Raw genomic sequence first — 16959 nt, 5'->3', positions numbered from 1 at the left:
GCACCACCCGCACCAAAGTCCACGACCGTACGCGCCCCGTCGCCCCAGCTAACAGCGACAACAAGCCCACTCACCTCAACACCGGCCTGCCCGGCAAGCGGCGCCGCGCCGACTTCCCCGGTGAGGGACGCCAACCCAACGAACACCGTCCCTTCCTCCCCCGCGCCAACAACTCCGGTGAGCTCGGGAACAAGGGCCCACGGCCCAAACGCCGTCCCCTGCGGCGCCCGCACCACACACGACGTCTCCCACCCGTACAACCCGACCAGTTGACTCGTCACCTCCGGCCCATCGAGCCGTAGCTCCGCACCCTGCGGTGCCTCCGGGACGGTCCCCGGCGACACCGCAACAGCCCAACCGCTGTGATGAACCGGCGTCCCCACCGGCACCCCCACCGTGCGATGCACACGCAGTTCGAGCCGCCCGCGGGCCAGCGTCAGGCTCTCGATCCGCGCCGACGGAAGCACGGGCCCGCCCTCGGGGAAGACCGGCCGATGCCACGACGCGAGCCAGTCACGGCCGGCACCCAGCGGATGAATGCGTACACGGGCACTCCGCATGCCACGGGCCGACAACGCGACGTGATTGTCGGCAGCGTTGGCCGCGCTGGTCGGACCGGTGCGGGTGGAGTACGCGAACCGGGCGTACAACGGGTTGCCCGGCGCCCGCTCCGGCGCCCGCGAGTCGAGCTTGTAACTGCCGTGGTTGTGCAGGCGCGCCAGCCCGTCCCCGCCCGTGGTCTGGACGAGCAGCCCGGGCGCGGGAAGGGCGAGCACACGGTCGGCCCCCTCGACCGGCGCCCGCTCCTCGGTGGCCGTCCACACCGGATCCTCGGCGGGGATCAGCAGGGAGAGGAACCCCTTGGAGGCCCAGTACGGCGACCCGGGCCCGGAGTACCGCTGGAGAGTGGCCTCGTGCGGCCCGTACCAGCCAAGGCCGAGTAGCCCGTCCGCGGTCGGGGCACCCCGGTCGAGGAAGTGCCGCAGCCCTCCGCTGAGGATGCGGCGGGTGACGCCCGGCGCGAGCGGTGTCTCACCGGTGAGCGCACCGAGCGCCACGGCGGTGACGGCCGCGAAGCGGTAGGTCAGCGAGCGCCCGTGGTGAATCGGCGCGCCGTTCGCGTCGAAGAGCAGAGCGAACCCGTCCAGGAACTCCCGCAGCCGCGGGCCTAGTCGGTCGAGCAGCTCCCGGTCCCCGGTGAGGTGGGCGTGGAGCAGCGGGTAGAAGTGGAGGGCCCAGCCGTTGTAGTGGTCGAAGGAGCGGCCGTCGCCGTCGGAGTACCAGCCCTGGCCCTGGTACCAGCCGTCCAGCAGGCCGAGCCCGCGGTCGATCGCCCCGCGTGTCTCGGCGTCGCCCCGCCCCACGGACTCCAGGAATCCGGCCACGGTCAGCGGGAAGAGGTACCAGTTGTTGGGGGCGGGCGTGTGCCGCAGCGCCCCGCGCAGCCACTGCTCGACGCGGTCCTGGTCGGCGGCCGGGAGGGTGTCCCAGGTCCAGGGCGTGGTGAGCCGCAGGGCCAGCGCCACGGAGGCCGACTCCACCATGGGCTGGCCCTGGATGCCGTGGTGGCCGATCTCCGGCCAGGACTCGGCGTCGTCGCGGCCGGGCGTGCGGGTGCCGCGCGCGAGACCGGCGGTGTAGTGCTCCAGGAATCCGTGCGGGTCCTTGCCGGACGCCCCGGCGGTACGGAACGCGGCGAGCAGGAACGTACGGGCGAACCCTTCGAGACCGTCGGAGCGCACCCCCGACTGCGAGGGCGGGCCGGGCAGGTCGATCAGGGCGTGGCCGGGGGTGGCGTATCGGAGGGCGGCGGCCAGCAGCCGGTCGCCGGCGGATTCCCAGTGGGCGCGGGTGTAGCCGGTGTACGGGCTGAGGGTGCGGTCTTCCTCGGGGGCCGGGGGCAGCGGGTGTTCAGGCATGGGAGGGGCCACGTCTCCTGTTGGTTCCGTCGGTTTCCGAGAGTCCGTTGCGGCAGTTTCCGAAAGCGGCTGCGATGGGCAGGTCGGGTCAGGCGAGGCGAGCCAGATGTTCGGGCCGGACGGGGTGGGCGAAGGGACGGCCGAGGGCGTACGACTCGATCTCGGCCAGTGCCAGGTCGGCGAGGCGGCGCAGTTCGCCGCCCTTCGAGCCGGCGATGTGCGGGGTGATGAGGACGTTCGGGCAGTCCCACAGCGGTGAGTCGGCGGGCAGTACCTCCGGCTCGGTGACGTCCAGGACCGCGTTGATCCGCCCGGACACCACCTCACTGGTGAGAGCGGTCTGGTCGATGACCGCGCCGCGCGCGGTGTTGATCAGCGTGGTGCCCGTGCGCAGCCGCGCCAGCAGGTCGCGGCAGACCAGGCCGCGGGTCTCGGGCAGCAGCGGTGTGTGCACGCTGAGGACGTCGCTGACCGCGAACAGATCGGGCAGGGAGACCGGCTCCGCCCCGAGATCGCGTGCCTCGGTGTCCGTGACGAAGGGGTCGTGGAGCAGCACGTTCAGGTCGTGCGGGCGGAGCAGCTCGATGACGCGGCGTCCGATGACCGAGGCGCTCAGGATGCCCACGGTCCTGCGGTAGTTGCCCGCGTCGGGGTGGCGTGCGTTCCAGTCGACGCGCCGGCGTTCGGTGTGGTAGGTCCGGGCGGTGTCGAGGACGCGTTTGTTGGCGAGCAGGATCATGGCGAGGGTGTACTCGGCGACCGGCACGGCGTTGGCCGCGGCGGCGGAGGACACCGTGAGGCCACGCTCCCAGCAGGCGGCGGTGATGTGGTGGCGTACGGTCCCGGCGGTGTGCACGACGGCGCGCAGCCGGGGTGCTGCTTCGAGTACCGCCGCGTCGACGGGCGGGCAGCCCCAGCCGGTGACGAGCAACTCGGCGTCGGCGAGCGCGTGGTGGGCTGCGGGGGTGGTGAAATCGTCCAGTACGAGGTGCGGGTCGATGTCGGTGAGGGCGGCCAGCCGGGCCCGTACATCCGGGTCGAGGACCTGATCCGCGGTCCTCCGCGCCATGGCGAGCACGGCACGCGGGCGGGGACGGGGCCGGAGGCCGGGGTGGGTCACTTGACGTTCCTACGGGTCAACTGGGGCTCCTTGCACATCACTTGACGGCACATCACTTGACGCTTCCGGCGGTCAGGCCGGACTTCCAGTAACGCTGCAGCGTGACGAACGCGACGATCAGCGGCACGACGGCGAGCAGCGAGCCGATGACGACGAGCGGGTAGTACTCAGGCGAGACGGTGGCGGAGCTGTTCCAGGTGTAGAGCCCGAGGCTCAGCGGATACAGGTGCTGGTCGGAGAGCATCACCATCGGCAGGAAGAAGTTGTTCCAGATGGCGGTGAGCTGGAACAGGAAGACGGTGACGAATCCGGGGCCGAGCATGCGCAGACTGACGCGTATGTACGTCTGCAGTTCGCCGGCGCCGTCCACGCGGGACGCCTCCAGTACTTCGTTGGGTACGTAGCCGCTGCTGAGCAGACGGGCGAGGTAGACGCCGAAGGGGTTGAACAGGACGGGGACGAAGACCGCCCAGAAGGTGTTGACCAGGCCGATCTCGGAGGCCACCAGATAGAGCGGGAGGGCGAGGACGGTCTGCGGGACCATGACGCCGGTGAGGACGAGGCCGAACAGCTTCTCCTTGTGCCGGAACTCGTACTTGTCGAAGGCGTATCCGGCGGAGACGCTGATGAGGGACCCGACGAGCGCGCCACCGACCGCGTACAGCAGGCTGTTGAGGTACCACTCGCCGTAGAGGCCGCCGTCCATGGCGAAGAGGTCGGACAGGTTGCGGGACAGGGAGAAGTCGCCGAGGGAGAAGATGTCGCTGCCGAAGAGGGCGTCGGCGTTCTTGGTGGACGCGAACAGGAGCCACAGGGCGGGCAGCATCGTGTAGAGGGCGGCGATCAGCACGACGGCGTTGGCGACGCCGCGGCTGGTGAGTCCGGACCTGCCGAAGGGACGGCCGAGTGGCCTGGTGGGCGGCCCGGCGGACGGGGTCGTGGGGGTGATGGGAGTCGTCGTGGTCATTTCGCGCTCCGTTCCCGGCGGCCGGCCCAACGAGTTACCGCGAACGACAGGGCGCAGGTGACGACGAGGAGGATGACGGAGGCCGCGGAGGCGAGTCCGTAGTTGTTGCGGCGGAAGGCCGCGTCGTAGATGTACATGTTCGGTGTGAAGCGGGAGTTGACCATCGGCGTCGCCTGGTTCATCAGCATGGGCTCGGTGAACAGCTGCAGCGCGGCGATCAGGGAGAACATGCACACCATCAGGACGGACCCCCTGATGATGGGGATCTTGACCTGGAACGCGGTGCGCACGCCTCCCGCCCCGTCGATCCTGGCCGCTTCCAGCACCTCGCGCGGCAGCGCCTGGAGGGCGGCGTAGAAGATCACCATGTTGTAGCCGAGGCCGCTCCACAGGGCGATGTTGACGATCGACGGAAGCACGGTGTGCAGGCCCAGGAAGTCGATGGTGATGTCGGCCTCGGCGAAGAGCTTGAGGACCGGGCTGAGCCCCGGTGTGTAGAGGTACAGCCAGATGACCGCCGCGATGATGCCGGGCACGGCGTGCGGCAGGTAGAGCAGCATCTGCGCGGTGCGCCGCAGCCGTATCAGTCCGGAGTCGAGCAGCAGGGCGAGGCCCAGGGAGCCGGCGACGACGACCGGGACGAAGATCACGCAGTACAGGGCGATGGAGCCGAAGCCGGAGACGAAGCTCGGGTCCTGCAGCACGGCGAGGTAGCTGCGCAGTCCGGTGAAGATGGTGCGACCGCCGCCGAAGCCGAGGCCGTCGTGGTCCTCGGAGAAGAAGCTGAGGTAGATCGCGTAGCCGACAGGGACGAGGAACACGGCGACGAGCAGTGCCGTGAACGGGGCGAGGAGCGTGACGTAGGCGAACCTCTGCTGTCGGCGTCCGGCTCTGCGGGTGCGGACGGGGTCCGCCGGTGGCGGTGTGGTCCCCGCCCGTTTCCTGGGAGTCGTCACTGTGCTCACGGATGCACCTCGGATCCAACCTGATGTGCGGCTCTGGAGGGGTGGTGTGCGGCGGTGTGATGTGCGGCGGTGTGGTGTGGCACGGCTGCCGGTCAGCGGGTGGTGACGGACAGGCCGAGGCTCTTCAGGTCGGGCAGGGTCTTGCTCTGTGCCTCCCGGAGGGCCTCCAGGATGGTTCCGCTGCCGACACCGGCCCGCGCGAGCCCGTCGTCGCCGGAGCTGATCGTCGAGACCATGCGCGGTCCCCACTTCCATCGGGTGGAGATCAGCTCGGCCTCCCTCTGGAAGAGACCGAAGATGTCCTGGCCCGAGTAGTAGCTGGTGTCCATCTCCTTGCGGGCGACCGGAACCAGATCGGTCACGGTCGGATAGGCGCTGCTGACCCCGCTGGAGAGCTTGGCGCGCAGCGCGTCCGGGCTGGTGACCATCCAGGTGATGAACTCCAGGGCTTCCTCGGGGTGTGTGCTGTCCTTGGTGACCATGAAGGTCGAGCCGCCCTGCGTGCCCAGGGACGGCTTCTCCGGGTCCCACTGCGGGGAGGGGGCGATGGCCCACTTGCCCTTGCCGCCCGGGGTGGAGGCCATCATCGAGCCCGCCGCCCAGGCGCCCGCGAGCCAGCCGGCCGTCTCACCGCTCTGCAGATGCGCCCGCCACTGCTGGCTGGAGGAGGGCTCGACCCGCACCAGGTCGTCGTCGACCAGGCGCTGCCAGTACGTGGCGACCTTGCGGGTGGGGGCGTCGTCCATGGATACGGTCCAGGACTTGTCGGAGGTGTCGTACCACTGGGCGCCCGCCTGCCAGCTGAGGCCGGCCATGGCGAGCGTGCCGCCGGTGGTGAAGAGACTGGCGATACGGGAGTCCGGCCGGGCCTTCTTCAGCTTGCGGGCCGAGCTCTCGAACTCCGCCCAGGTCTTGGGGACGGGGATGCCGTACTTGGTGAACAGGTCCTTGCGGTAGAGGAAGACCATCGGTTCGATGTCGACCGGCAGGGCGTAGGTGCGCCCTTCGAAGGTGGTCAGGTCCATCGCCTGCGGGAGGATCTTGCGGCGCACCGAGTCGGGCAGCATGTCCGTGATGTCGCGGGGCACACCGTCGATGGCGTAACCGGGCAGCTGGGGATACTCGATGGTGGCGACGTCGGGGGCGTTGCCCGCCCGTGCGGCGTTGCTGAGCTTGGCCCAGCCGCCCTGGTCGCCCGAGGGGACCTGCTCGAAGTCGACCTTGATTTTGGTGTGGGTGCGGTTGTACTCGTCCACGACCTCCTGGCTGCCGCGCAGCGCCGACCAGAAGGTGACGTGCACCGGACCGTCTCCGGCGCTGTCCCCCGTCCCGCCGCCGGAGCAGCCCGCCACCAGCAGCATGGCGAAGATCGTGAGCAGTGCCGTCACGGCCGCACCTGAGCGTCTGACTGCTGGGCGTTGACCAGGCATGGGCCCTCCCGCGTCGTTGCTGGGTCATGGGCATCCTCAGCGGCAGACGAAAAAGGCGTCAATACATCGAACAGAAGAAACTAAAACGGTCAAACGAACACGACGGAGTGGCAGGCGGGCCGCCCGGCCTGAAGAGCGGCCTGAAGAGCGGGCGGAACACCGGCCTGAATACGGGCGGTACACCGGGCGGCCCTGGACGGGATCAGACCGCCGGCGCGGCCGTGGACTCCCTGATCACGAGACCCGGCAGCAGTTCCACGTGCCGGGTGGCCCCGGGCCGCAGCCCGCCGCCCGCCATGTCGAGCCGTCGCAGCAACAGCTCGATCCCGGTCCGGCCGAGCTCCGTCTTGGGCGGGGCGACGGCTGTCAGCGAGACCGGCCCCATGTCTGCGACCACGTCGTTGTACGCGACCACCGAACAGCGTCCCGGCACGTCGATGCCCGCCGCCAGCAGGCGTTGCACCAGCATCAGCGCGTCCATGTCGCTGTGGATCAGCACCGCCGTCGCGCCGATCCTCCCGACGGCCTCGACCAGGTCGGACTCCCGTGGGTCCGCGACTCGGGGATCGGGACCGGCGGTGCTCGAACTGAGAATCGTGGGGCATCCCTCCGCGAGCCCCAGGGCGGCGGTCTGCTCGGCGAACTCGGCGCGGATCACCCGCGCGGTGGGGCTGTCGTCGCGCGCCGCCAGCACGATCCGCCGGTGCCCGAGGCCGACCAGGTGCCCGAGCGCCAGGTGCACGCCGTACGCGTGGTCCGTACGCACACAGTCCAGCGAGTAGATCCCGCCGGCCCTGGCGGGGCGCCGCTCCACCAGCACCGCGGGGACCTCCAGGGCGGCCAGCCAGGAGTGGTCCGCCTCGGCCTCCGCCCGGGTGCGCCAGTGCGGCGACAGCAGCAGGCCGCGCGCCCCGGCGCCCACCGCCTGGCGCACCGCCTCGCGCTCGGACCCGCCGTCACCTGCGGTGATGTGCAGCGCCAGCCGCAGACCGGCCTTGGCAGCGGCCTCCCGCGCGCCCTGCACGGCCTCGGTGAGATAGGTGTTGCTCTCCGGTACGACCATGGCGACGGCGTCACCGCCGACGGGAGGCTCCTCGGGCACCGGCCGCAGTGACCGCGCCACCCCGTGCCCGCGGCGCACCTCCCCACGCCGGGCCAGGTCCTCGACGTCCCGGCGCACCGTCACCACGGAGACGCCGAGTTCGTCGGCGAGGTCGGTGATGCGCGCGACACCCCGGTCCCGCACCGTCTCCGCGATCCGGTCCTGCCGCGTCCGCGCCGACTCCCGCATGTCCCCACCGCTCCCGCCCACGTCGGCCGCGCCGCCCGGCCACCACCGCGCGGCGGTTCGCACGATCGAGTTTCGCGCGATGGCCTCATCGTAGCGATCAATCGATCAAAACGGTGATGGCTTCGGCGACATCCGCTGTTTCGGGGGCATCCACTCGGATGGGCCGGACGGCCGCGCGCCACGTGACGGCCGCTGAATCGGTTCGTTGGACCGGTCACTGGACCGGGCGGGCGGATTCCGGCGTGCGGGGGAAGGGCCGCGCGGGGTCACTGGATGTGGCCTGGTAGGGCTGTTCCTTCTCACCCCCCCGTGGGTGTCGAGCAGTGAACGTCAACGGCGAGAATCGCATCTACCTCCGCAGCAGTCCCTTCCGCCCCACCCGCTCTGCCCCAGGAACAGCCTTCATGCGCGTACAGCCGTTCTCCGTGGTCGCCCCGGCACCCTCCGGACCCGAGGGCGTCCTCGACGTCCCCCGGAATTCCGTGTACCGGCCGCTTCGGCTGTGGGCGGGCCGCGTCCCGGTGGTCGCGGTCCTCGCCGTCCTCCCGCTGTACGGGGTGTGGGCGACGCTTCTCGCGACGGGCGGCGGCGATCTCGCGGCCCAGTACGCCTGGGCCGGTTTCTTCGCCCGGAACCCGGACTCGGCGTACGGACTGTTCTGGTACGGCGGTACACACGCCGCCAACTACAGCGTGCTGTCCCCTCCGTTGATGGCGATGCTGGGCGTTCGGACCGCCTCCGTCCTGGCCGGGGTGGCCGCCACCTGGCTGCTGGGCTCGCTGCTGGAGCGGACCGTCGCCAGGGTGCCGCTGTGGCCCGCGCTGCTCGGCGCTCTCGGGCTGTGGGCCAACGTCGCCTCGGGGCGCACCACGTTCGCCATCGGGCTGGCCTTCGGCCTCGCCGCCCTCCTGGCCGTCGCGGGCCGTCCGACGCGGCGGGACCGGCTGACCGCGGGCGCCCTGGGAGCGCTGCTGGCCACCCTGGCCAGTCCGGTGGCCGGGCTCTTCCTGCTGGTGGCCGGTGCCGGGTATCTGCTCGACCGGCAGTACGCCAAGTGCCTCGTCCTCTCCGTGCCGCCCGTCGCCGTCGTCGCGACGACGGCGTTCCTGTTTCCCTTCCAGGGCGAACAGCCCATGCCGGCGGTCCGCATACTGCTGCCCCTGCTGCTGTCCGGCGCCGTGGTGTGGGCGGCTCCCCGCGCGTGGCGGGTGCTACGGGGCGGGGCGGTGGTGTACGCCGTCGGAGTCGTACTCACCTGTCTCGTCCCCTCGCCCATCGGCACCAACGTGGAACGGCTCGCGGCGCTCTTCGCCCCCGCGGTGCTGCTCCTGTGCCTGCGGGGCGCGGCCGGGTCCGGTGGCGCCCTGCCCGCCCTGCGGAGGGCCTTCGCGCGGCGGGCCTCCGGACGGCGGACCCCCTTGCGGCAGACCTCCTTGTGGCGGACCTCACCACGCTGGGCCGTCCCGGTCGCACTCGCACTCGCCGCGTCGGTCGCCTGGACCACCACGACGACCGGCAACGACCTGCGGGTCACCACGTCGGTGCCGGCCTGGGCCACGCACACCGCCGGGGTCCTCTCCGAGCTCGACCGGCTCGGCGCGGATCGCGACCGGGTCGAGGTGGTGCCCGCCCGCAACCACCGCGAGGCCACCCTCTTCGCACCGCACGCACAGCTGATGCGGGGCTGGAACCGCCAGTTGGACGTCGAGCGGGGCCGGCTGTTCTACGAGGGCGCGCTCGACGCCCCGCGCTACCACGCCTGGCTGCGGAACTGGGCCGTGGGATACGTCGTCGTGCCCGACGGGACACCCGACGGCCCCGCCGAGCACGAGGCCGCCCTCGTCACCTCCGGGCAGGACTGGCTGGAGCCCGTGTGGCAAGACGCGTACTGGAGGATCTACCGCGTCCAGGACGCGGAGCCGCTCGTCTCGGCGCCCGCGCGAGTGGTGCGGGCGGGCGAGGCGGCCGTGGTGCTGAGGATGCCGGGGCCCGGGACGGTGACCGTCCGCGTCCGGTACTCGCCGTGGCTGCGGGCCGCCGGGGCCTGCGTACGGCCGGACGGACCCTGGACCCGGCTGACCGTGCGGCGGGCGGGTCTGTACCGGCTGGACTCCAGCTATGTGAACGGGCCCTCGGACGAGGACGGTTGCCTGCCGGCCGAGGACGGCTCCCAGCAGGGACTGCAGTAGCCCGACAGAAGCGGCCGCGGCCCGACGGGTGCAGCGGGCGGGTACGGCAGACCGTGACACCGAACCGGGCCCGCCGCCGGTCTCCTGGGACTCGGCGGGCGGGCCCGGCCCGGTACGTGCTCGTCGGCGGTCAGTCGACGAGCGTGATGTCCTGCTGCTGGCGCGCGTGGAAGTACGGCAGCGGAAGCCCGCCGCCGGAACGCAGTTCCATCACCGTGGCCTCGACCCGGGCCGCACCCGGCTTGAACCGTCCCGGCTCGGTGCGGTCGCTGTTGGTCCAGCGGTGCTCGGCGCCGTCGCAGACCGCGCCGGTGCCACCGACTCCCTTCCGCGACTTGCCCTCGCCCTGGCCGAGCGAGGAGCTCACGAAGACCGGTCCGGTGCCGCCCGTGCAGCGGTAGGTGCCGGAGAGAGTGACCGTCCCGTCCGCGGCGACACGGCCCGTCGGGTCGACTGTCACCGTCTCGAACGGCCCCGACCGTTCGGACAGTCCGAGCGAGCCGGCGACCGCGTGCGCGGCCGACGGGGCGGCGAGCAGCAGCAGTGCGGCACCGGCGGCTGTGCCCATGACCTGGCGCAATGGCATTGGAGTACCTCCTGGGGTGGGGGGTCTCCACAGGTACCGGCCCGGTGCGCTCGCGCGCGTGATCATCACCCCTTCGGTGGCGAGTCCGCACCATCCGTCCTGGGCACGTCCGAGTGTTGTCCGCGTGTTGTCACGCTTCCCTTCCGGCTGTTCCGATGAGTTCGCGGCAGGAGGATGGTCTATTCACAACGAGGCGACGACAACGCCGCCGAACCCTTCGCACGTGGAGGTACGCCATGTGTTCCCACCAGTCTTCGTGCCCGTCCGCCGACCGCACGGAGCGCTCCCACCGCGACGACGCGCACATCGTCTCCGCGCACCCCGAGCAGGGCTGGTACCTGCTGTGCGACGGCGCGATCGTCTTCGACGACACCGGCGCGCTGCTGCCCGACGGCAGTGTCGTCGCCCCGCACCGCGTCCCGGCCGAGCATCTGACCATCGCGGCCTGACTCTCCCCGGGCCGCAGGGCGGCAAGGGCCGAGTATCGCGGCCCATTGACTGCCGTCACGAAGGCGATACGCTCCTGGTGCGACCCCACCACGACAAGGGGGCGGACCGCCATGGAGCCCAGGAACCCCCGGGACGTCGACACCTTCCCGCGCGAGCATCTGCCGCCGCCGGACCAGTGGCCCGAGCTCCGCTTCGACCTCCCGGAACTGCGCCATCCCGAGCGCCTCAACTGCGCCGCGGAGCTCCTCGCCCACACCGCCCCGGACAGCCCGGTCTTCCGTACCGCCTCCGGTGACACCTGGACGTACGGCGAGCTCCGCACCCGCGTCGACCGCATCGCGCACGTCCTGACCGGCGAACTCGGCGTGGTGCCCGGCAACCGCGTCCTGCTGCGGGGGCCCACGACACCCTGGCTGGCGGCATGCTGGCTGGCGGTCCTGAAGGCGGGCGCGGTCGCCGTCACCGTTCTCGCCCAGCAGCGCCCCCACGAGCTGACCACGATGTGCGAGATCGCCCGGGTCGGGCACGCGCTGTGCGACATCCGGTCGGTGGACGACCTGGCGAAGGCGGAGATCCCCGGCCTGCGGATCACGACGTACGGCGGCGACTCCCCCGACGACCTCCTGAACCGGCCCGCCTCCGACGAGCCGTTCACCCCCGTGGACACCGCGGCCGACGACGTGGCGCTGATCGCGTTCACGTCGGGCACGACCGGCCGCCCCAAGGGCTGTATGCACTTCCACCGCGATGTGTTGGCGATAGCGGACACCTTCTCGAAGCATGTGTTGCGGCCCCGTGCCGACGACGTCTTCGCGGGCAGTCCCCCGCTGGGCTTCACCTTCGGGCTCGGCGGTCTGGTGATCTTCCCGATGCGGGCAGGGGCGAGCGCACTGCTGCTCGAACAGGCGGGCCCCAGGCAGCTGTTGCCCGCGATCGCCGAGCACCGGGTGTCGGTCCTCTTCACCGCACCGACCGCGTACCGGGCGATGCTGGCCGAGCTGAACGGGCCGGGCGAGGCGGCCGCGTACGACGTCACGTCCCTGCGGCGGTGTGTCTCCGCGGGCGAGAACCTTCCGGCCGCCACCTGGCAGGCCTGGCACGACCGCACGGGTCTGCGGATCATCAACGGCATAGGCGCCACCGAGCTGCTGCACATCTTCATCTCGGCGGCCGACGAGGACATCCGCCCGGGCACCACGGGTGTCCCGGTCCCGGGGTGGCACGCGCGCGTGGTCGACGATTCGGGTGAACCCGTGCCCGACGGCGAACCCGGACTGCTCGCCGTCCGCGGCCCGGTCGGCTGCCGTTACCTCTCCGACCCGCGGCAGCGGGAGTACGTACGCGACGGCTGGAACATGACCGGCGACACCTACGTCCGCGACTCCGACGGCTACTTCAGCTATGTGGCCCGCGCGGACGACATGATCATTTCCGCCGGGTACAACATCGCGGGCCCGGAGGTGGAGGACGCGCTGCTGCGTCACCCGGACGTGATCGAGACGGCCGTCGTGGGGCACCCCGACGCGTCGCGCGGCCAGGTCGTGGTGGCGTACGCGGTCCTGCGGCCCGGGGCCCGCCGGGACCCCGAGGGGCTGCGCGCCTTCGTCAAGGCGGAGCTGGCACCGTACAAATGCCCGCGCGAGATCGTCTTCCTGGACGCGCTGCCGCGTACGGCGACGGGCAAGCTGCAGCGGTTCCGGCTGCGCGCGGACGTCAACCCGGCACGTACGGAAGGCGGTTCCGTACGAACGGAAAGTGATCCCATGCCCCCGGAAGGCGATCAGGCGTGATGGTGACGATCTAGAGTGATCAACGTGTCCGAGCAGCACACTCCCCGGTCCCTCATCGTCACCTTCTACGGCGCGTACGGCCGCTTCGCCCCTGGTCCCGTGCCCGTGGCCGAACTGATCCGGCTTCTCGCCGCGGTCGGCGTGGACGCGCCCTCCGTGCGTTCGTCGGTGTCCCGGCTCAAACGCCGCGGGCTGCTGGTGCCGGCGCGTACAGCGTCGGGCGCGGCCGGGTACGTACTGTCGCCGGATGCGCGGCAGCTCCTCGACGACGGCGACCGGCGGGTCTACTCGGCCGCACCCCCCGAGGGCGACAGCTGGGTGCTCGCCGTGTTCTCCGTGCCGGAGTCCGAGCGGCAGAAACGCCACGTACTGCGCTCCCGTCTGTCCGGCCTCGGTTTCGGGACGGCCGCCCCCGGGGTGTGGCTCGCGCCCGCCCGCCTCTACGAGGAGACCCGCCACACGCTGGAACGGCTGCGTCTCGACGCGTACGTGGAACTGTTCCGAGGCGAGCACCTGGGGTTCGCGGCGACGGCCGAGGCGGTCGCCCGCTGGTGGGACCTGGCCGCGATCGCCAAGCAGCACGAGGCGTTCCTCGACCACCACGCGCGCGTGCTGCACGACTGGGAGGCGCGGGACGACACCCCCGAGGAGGAGGCGTACCGCGACTATCTGCTCGCCCTGGACACCTGGCGCCATCTCCCGTACGCCGATCCCGGGCTGCCTCCCGCGCTGCTGCCCGAGGACTGGCCGGGCGCCCGCTCGGCGGCCGTCTTCCGGGCGCTGCACGAGCGGCTGCGGGACGCGGGGGCGGCCTTCGCGGGCGTACCGGAAAACCACCCCAAACCCGAAACCATGTGACGCCGGACACACTTCGGACCGCTAAGGCAACGCTCAGGCTGCTCAGTCCCTCTTCTCATAATCCTTACCTAGCGTCGTGACGCATGAGTCTGATGCGCAGTCTGAACCGGGCGCTCTCCGCCACCACCGGCCTCCAGGTGCGTAAGGCAGCTCCCGTCGCACCGCCCCGCCCGAAGAAGACGGCGGCGAAACCCGGGAAGCGGCCCACGCCGGTGTACCGATGTCCCGCGCCCGTGGATCTCGCGACGGACCGGCTGCTGCGGGAGCCGGTCTTCATCATGTCGCCGGTGCGCTCCGGCTCGACCCTGCTGCGGATGCTCCTGAACGCGCACTCACGGTTCCACTCCCCGCACGAGCTGCACATCCGCCGTCTGGAGGTCGACTTCGGCAGCAGGCTGTCGCAGCGCGCGATGAGCGCCCTCGACCTGGAACGCGGCGATCTGGAGCATCTGCTCTGGGACCGGGTCATGCACCGCGAACTGGTCAGGTCCGGCAAGGACTTCATCGTCGAGAAGACGCCGAGCAACGCGTTCGTGTACCGGCGCATCCGGGACTGCTGGCCCGACGCCCGCTTCGTCTTCCTGCTCCGCCACCCGGTGTCCATCGCCCGGTCCTGGCACGAGGGCGACCCCGGCAAGCGGACCTTCGACGAGGCCGCCGCCGACGCGCTGCGCTACATGAAGGCCGTCGACAACGCCCGCAAGGGGATCACCGGCGGCCACACCCTGCGCTACGAGGACATCACCGCCGGCCCCGAGAAGGAGATGCGCCGGCTCTGCACCTTCCTGGACGTGGACTTCGAGCCGTCGATGCTCGACTACGGCCGGAAGGACGACACGCAGGTCGTGAAGGGCCTCGGCGACTGGCGGGACAAGATCCGCACCGGCCAGGTGCAGAGCGGCCGGGCGCTGCCCGCCGAGGACGAGATACCGGAGATCCTGCGACCGATGTGCGAGGCCTGGGGCTACACCTCGTGAAGCCGCACGCCGAGATAACCGAGGTCTGGCCGCGCGACGAGCGCATCAGACTCGTCGGACACATCCACGGGCACCCCGCCGAGGGCGAGTGGCGGCTGCTGCTCACCCGCCGGAGCCACGCGGAGCAGCGACTCGACTATCCCGCGCAGGTGAAGGGCCACCGCTTCGAGGGCGAACTGCCCGTCGCAGACGTGGCGGCGGCGACCGACACCGCCGAGGCCGAACTCGGGGTCGGGGTCCAGGAGTGGGACATCCATCTCACCGACGGCGACGTGGAGTTGCGGGCCGGACGGCGGCTCGACGACATCCACGGCAAGAAAAAGATCATGGTCTTTCCCGAGCAACGGGTACGCGGCATCGGCGTACGTCCGTACTACACGGTGAAGGACAACCTTTCGCTGGAGTGCCGCACGGGAGCCGCAACATGACGATCCATCAGATCGGAGGGCGGCCGAAGGTCCGCTATCTGCTCCTGCACGCGTACGGACGCGGCGGCACCATCCGCACGGTGATGAACCAGGCCAACTCCCTGGTGCAGGCGGGCTGGCCGGTCGAGCTGGTGGGCGCGCTGCGCCGCCGTGACGACCTCCAGTTCCCGCTCGACCCGCGCGTGAAGGTCACGACGATCGTCGACCTGCGCGAGGAGGCCCACACCCCGCCGTCGGGCATGGTCGGCCGCTGGCAGGACTGGCGCCGCGGCCGACTGACCGAGCGGCCCGCGCGGCACATCCCGTGCGGCGAGTTCGGCTACCGCTACTTCAACCGGTACGTGGAGCAGCGGCTGATCGCGTACCTCTCCTCGCTGCGCGACGGGGTCCTGGTGACCACGCGGCCCGCGCTCAACTTCCTCGCCGCGGAGCACGCGACGGGCGGCGTGGTGCGTGTCGCGCAGGAGCACATGAACCACGGCACGCACAAGCAGGACGTGCGGCAGCGCATCCGGGAGACCTACGCGCGCTTCGACGCGGTCGCCGTCCTGACGGAACGGGACCGCGAGGAGTACGAGCAACTGCTGCCCGGCACCCGGGTCGTGCGCATCCCCAACGCCGTGCACTCCCTCGACCAGGTGCCCTCGGACCACCGCTCGAAGATCGCGATGGCGGCCGGACGGCTCTTCCCGCAGAAGGGCTTCGACCTGCTGATCCCGGCGTGGGCGAAGCTCGTCGAGACGTACCCCGACTGGCAGTTGAGGATCTACGGCAGCGGCGAGAAGAAGGCCGAGCTGCGGGAGCTCATCGAGGAGCATCACCTCTACAACCACGTGTTCCTGATGGGCCACACGGACCGGCTCGACGACGAACTCGCCAAGGCCTCCTTCTACGTGCTCAGTTCGCGCTTCGAGGGACTGCCGATGGTGATGATCGAGGCGATGAGCCACTCGCTTCCGGTGGTGAGCTTCGACTGCCCGACCGGGCCCTCGGACGTGCTCACGCACGGAGTCGACGGTCTGCTGGTCGCGCCGGAGGACCCCGACGCGCTCGCCGACGCCATGGCCAGGCTGATGGGCGACCGGGCGCTGCGGGCGGACATGGGCGTCGCCGCCGTACTGACGGCGGCCTCGTACGGGCCGGACGCCGTGCACCCCCGCTGGGAGGCCCTCTTCCGCGAACTCCACGAGGTTCGCCAACTCCGCGACCTCCACGAACTTTCCGATCAACGGCACCGCGTCGCGGGCGCCTCGAAGGGACAGCGCGCATGACCACCACGGCCAGGGGCCGTCAGAAGCCCCCCACCGCTCAGGGAGCCACCATCTGGCTCACCGGGCTGCCGAGCGCGGGCAAGACGACCATCGCCCGCTTCCTCGCCGGCCGGCTGCGGTCCGAGGGACACCGTGTGGAGGTCCTCGACGGCGACGAGATCCGCCGCTTCCTCTCCGCAGGACTCGGCTTCTCCCGCGAGGACCGCAACACCAACGTGCAGCGCATCGGCCTGGTCGCCGAAGTCCTCGCACGCAACGGGGTACTGGCGGTGGTACCGGTCATCGCGCCGTACGCCGACAGCCGCGAGGCGGTGCGCAAACGGCACGAGGCGAGCGGCACGCCGTACATCGAGGTACATGTCGCCACCCCGGTCGAGGTGTGCAGCGAGCGGGACGTGAAGGGCCTGTACGCGCGGCAGGCGGCGGGACAGCTGACCGGCCTCACGGGCATCGACGACCCGTACGAGCCGCCGCTGGACCCCGCGCTGTCCCTGGCGACGCAGTCGCAGACGCCCGAGGAGTCGGCGGACTCGGTGCACGCGGTGCTGGCGGCCAGGGGGCTCGTGTGACACCGGGCCCGACGACCGCCGACCGTACGCACGCGTTTCCACAGCAGGCGCTTCAGCGCTCGCTCCCCCGGCACGCGCTCTCGCATCTGGACGCTCTGGAGTCCGAGGCGGTGCACATCTTCCGCGAGGTGGCGGGTGAGTTCGAGCGG

15 protein-coding genes are annotated in these 16959 nt (G+C 71.1%); 8 read left to right on the top strand and 7 right to left on the bottom strand.

Annotated features, from left to right (window positions below; all coding sequences use genetic code 11):
- The 6 genes from O3Q52_RS29765 to O3Q52_RS29740 form a co-directional block, all read right to left on the bottom strand.
- The coding region (locus O3Q52_RS29765) for a DUF2264 domain-containing protein (RefSeq protein WP_269651784.1) at positions 1 to 1919 on the bottom strand (1919 nt) is incomplete at its 3' end.
- An 88-nt stretch (positions 1920 to 2007) separates the two neighbouring features.
- Positions 2008 to 2988, bottom strand: a complete 981-nt coding sequence (locus O3Q52_RS29760; RefSeq protein ID WP_269651783.1) for a hydroxyacid dehydrogenase — start codon at positions 2986 to 2988, stop codon at positions 2008 to 2010.
- Positions 2989 to 3091: 103 nt separating this feature from the next.
- A complete protein-coding gene (locus O3Q52_RS29755; protein ID WP_269651782.1) occupies positions 3092 to 4006 on the bottom strand; it encodes a carbohydrate ABC transporter permease in 915 nt (304 codons plus the stop codon).
- Positions 4003 to 4962 (bottom strand): carbohydrate ABC transporter permease, encoded by a 960-nt coding sequence (locus tag O3Q52_RS29750; RefSeq protein WP_269651785.1) that lies wholly within the window; start codon positions 4960 to 4962, stop codon positions 4003 to 4005. The genes O3Q52_RS29755 and O3Q52_RS29750 overlap by 4 nt, the downstream gene beginning before the upstream one ends.
- 101 nt (positions 4963 to 5063) lie before the next feature.
- Positions 5064 to 6359 (bottom strand): sugar ABC transporter substrate-binding protein, encoded by a 1296-nt coding sequence (locus tag O3Q52_RS29745; protein WP_332112956.1) that lies wholly within the window; start codon positions 6357 to 6359, stop codon positions 5064 to 5066.
- Between the two features lie 244 nt (positions 6360 to 6603).
- Positions 6604 to 7692, bottom strand: coding sequence for a LacI family DNA-binding transcriptional regulator (locus O3Q52_RS29740; protein ID WP_269651780.1), 1089 nt, complete (start codon positions 7690 to 7692; stop codon positions 6604 to 6606).
- 404 nt (positions 7693 to 8096) lie between these two features.
- On the opposite strand from O3Q52_RS29740, the gene O3Q52_RS29735 reads away from it, so the two are divergent.
- The gene (locus O3Q52_RS29735; RefSeq protein WP_269651779.1) at positions 8097 to 9881 is read left to right on the top strand and encodes a hypothetical protein; all 1785 of its coding nucleotides are present in this window, start codon (positions 8097 to 8099) and stop codon (positions 9879 to 9881) included.
- Between the two features lie 130 nt (positions 9882 to 10011).
- On the opposite strand, the gene O3Q52_RS29730 is transcribed toward O3Q52_RS29735, so the two are convergent.
- Positions 10012 to 10467, bottom strand: coding sequence for a DUF6299 family protein (locus tag O3Q52_RS29730; RefSeq protein ID WP_269651778.1), 456 nt, complete (start codon positions 10465 to 10467; stop codon positions 10012 to 10014).
- A gap of 236 nt (positions 10468 to 10703) precedes the next feature.
- On the opposite strand from O3Q52_RS29730, the gene O3Q52_RS29725 reads away from it, so the two are divergent.
- The 7 genes from O3Q52_RS29725 to cysC all read left to right on the top strand — a co-directional run bounded on the left by O3Q52_RS29725 (position 10704) and on the right by cysC (position 16810).
- Complete coding sequence (locus tag O3Q52_RS29725) at positions 10704 to 10916, top strand: DUF5999 family protein (RefSeq protein ID WP_269651777.1); 213 nt, start codon at positions 10704 to 10706, stop codon at positions 10914 to 10916.
- Between the two features lie 111 nt (positions 10917 to 11027).
- Positions 11028 to 12707 carry an AMP-binding protein gene (locus O3Q52_RS29720; protein WP_269651776.1) on the top strand — a complete coding sequence of 560 codons (1680 nt, stop codon included), beginning with the start codon at positions 11028 to 11030 and terminating at the stop codon, positions 12705 to 12707.
- 15 nt (positions 12708 to 12722) lie between these two features.
- Complete coding sequence (locus O3Q52_RS29715) at positions 12723 to 13565, top strand: PaaX family transcriptional regulator C-terminal domain-containing protein (RefSeq protein WP_269651775.1); 843 nt, start codon at positions 12723 to 12725, stop codon at positions 13563 to 13565.
- Between the two features lie 83 nt (positions 13566 to 13648).
- The gene (locus O3Q52_RS29710; protein ID WP_269651774.1) at positions 13649 to 14542 is read left to right on the top strand and encodes a sulfotransferase; all 894 of its coding nucleotides are present in this window, start codon (positions 13649 to 13651) and stop codon (positions 14540 to 14542) included.
- Complete coding sequence (locus tag O3Q52_RS29705) at positions 14539 to 14970, top strand: hypothetical protein (protein ID WP_269651773.1); 432 nt, start codon at positions 14539 to 14541, stop codon at positions 14968 to 14970. The genes O3Q52_RS29710 and O3Q52_RS29705 overlap by 4 nt, the downstream gene beginning before the upstream one ends.
- On the top strand, positions 14967 to 16241 hold the full coding sequence (locus O3Q52_RS29700) for a glycosyltransferase family 4 protein (RefSeq protein ID WP_269651772.1): 1275 nt from the start codon (positions 14967 to 14969) through the stop codon (positions 16239 to 16241). The genes O3Q52_RS29705 and O3Q52_RS29700 overlap by 4 nt, the downstream gene beginning before the upstream one ends.
- Complete coding sequence (gene cysC, locus O3Q52_RS29695) at positions 16238 to 16810, top strand: adenylyl-sulfate kinase (RefSeq protein WP_269651770.1); 573 nt, start codon at positions 16238 to 16240, stop codon at positions 16808 to 16810. The genes O3Q52_RS29700 and cysC overlap by 4 nt, the downstream gene beginning before the upstream one ends.
- Positions 16811 to 16959: the final 149 nt, after the last annotated feature.

The organism is Streptomyces sp. ActVer, assembly GCF_027270795.1.
Classification (GTDB): Bacteria; Actinomycetota; Actinomycetes; order Streptomycetales; family Streptomycetaceae; genus Streptomyces; species Streptomyces umbrinus_A.
This window is presented reverse-complemented; position numbering and strand designations above follow the sequence as displayed.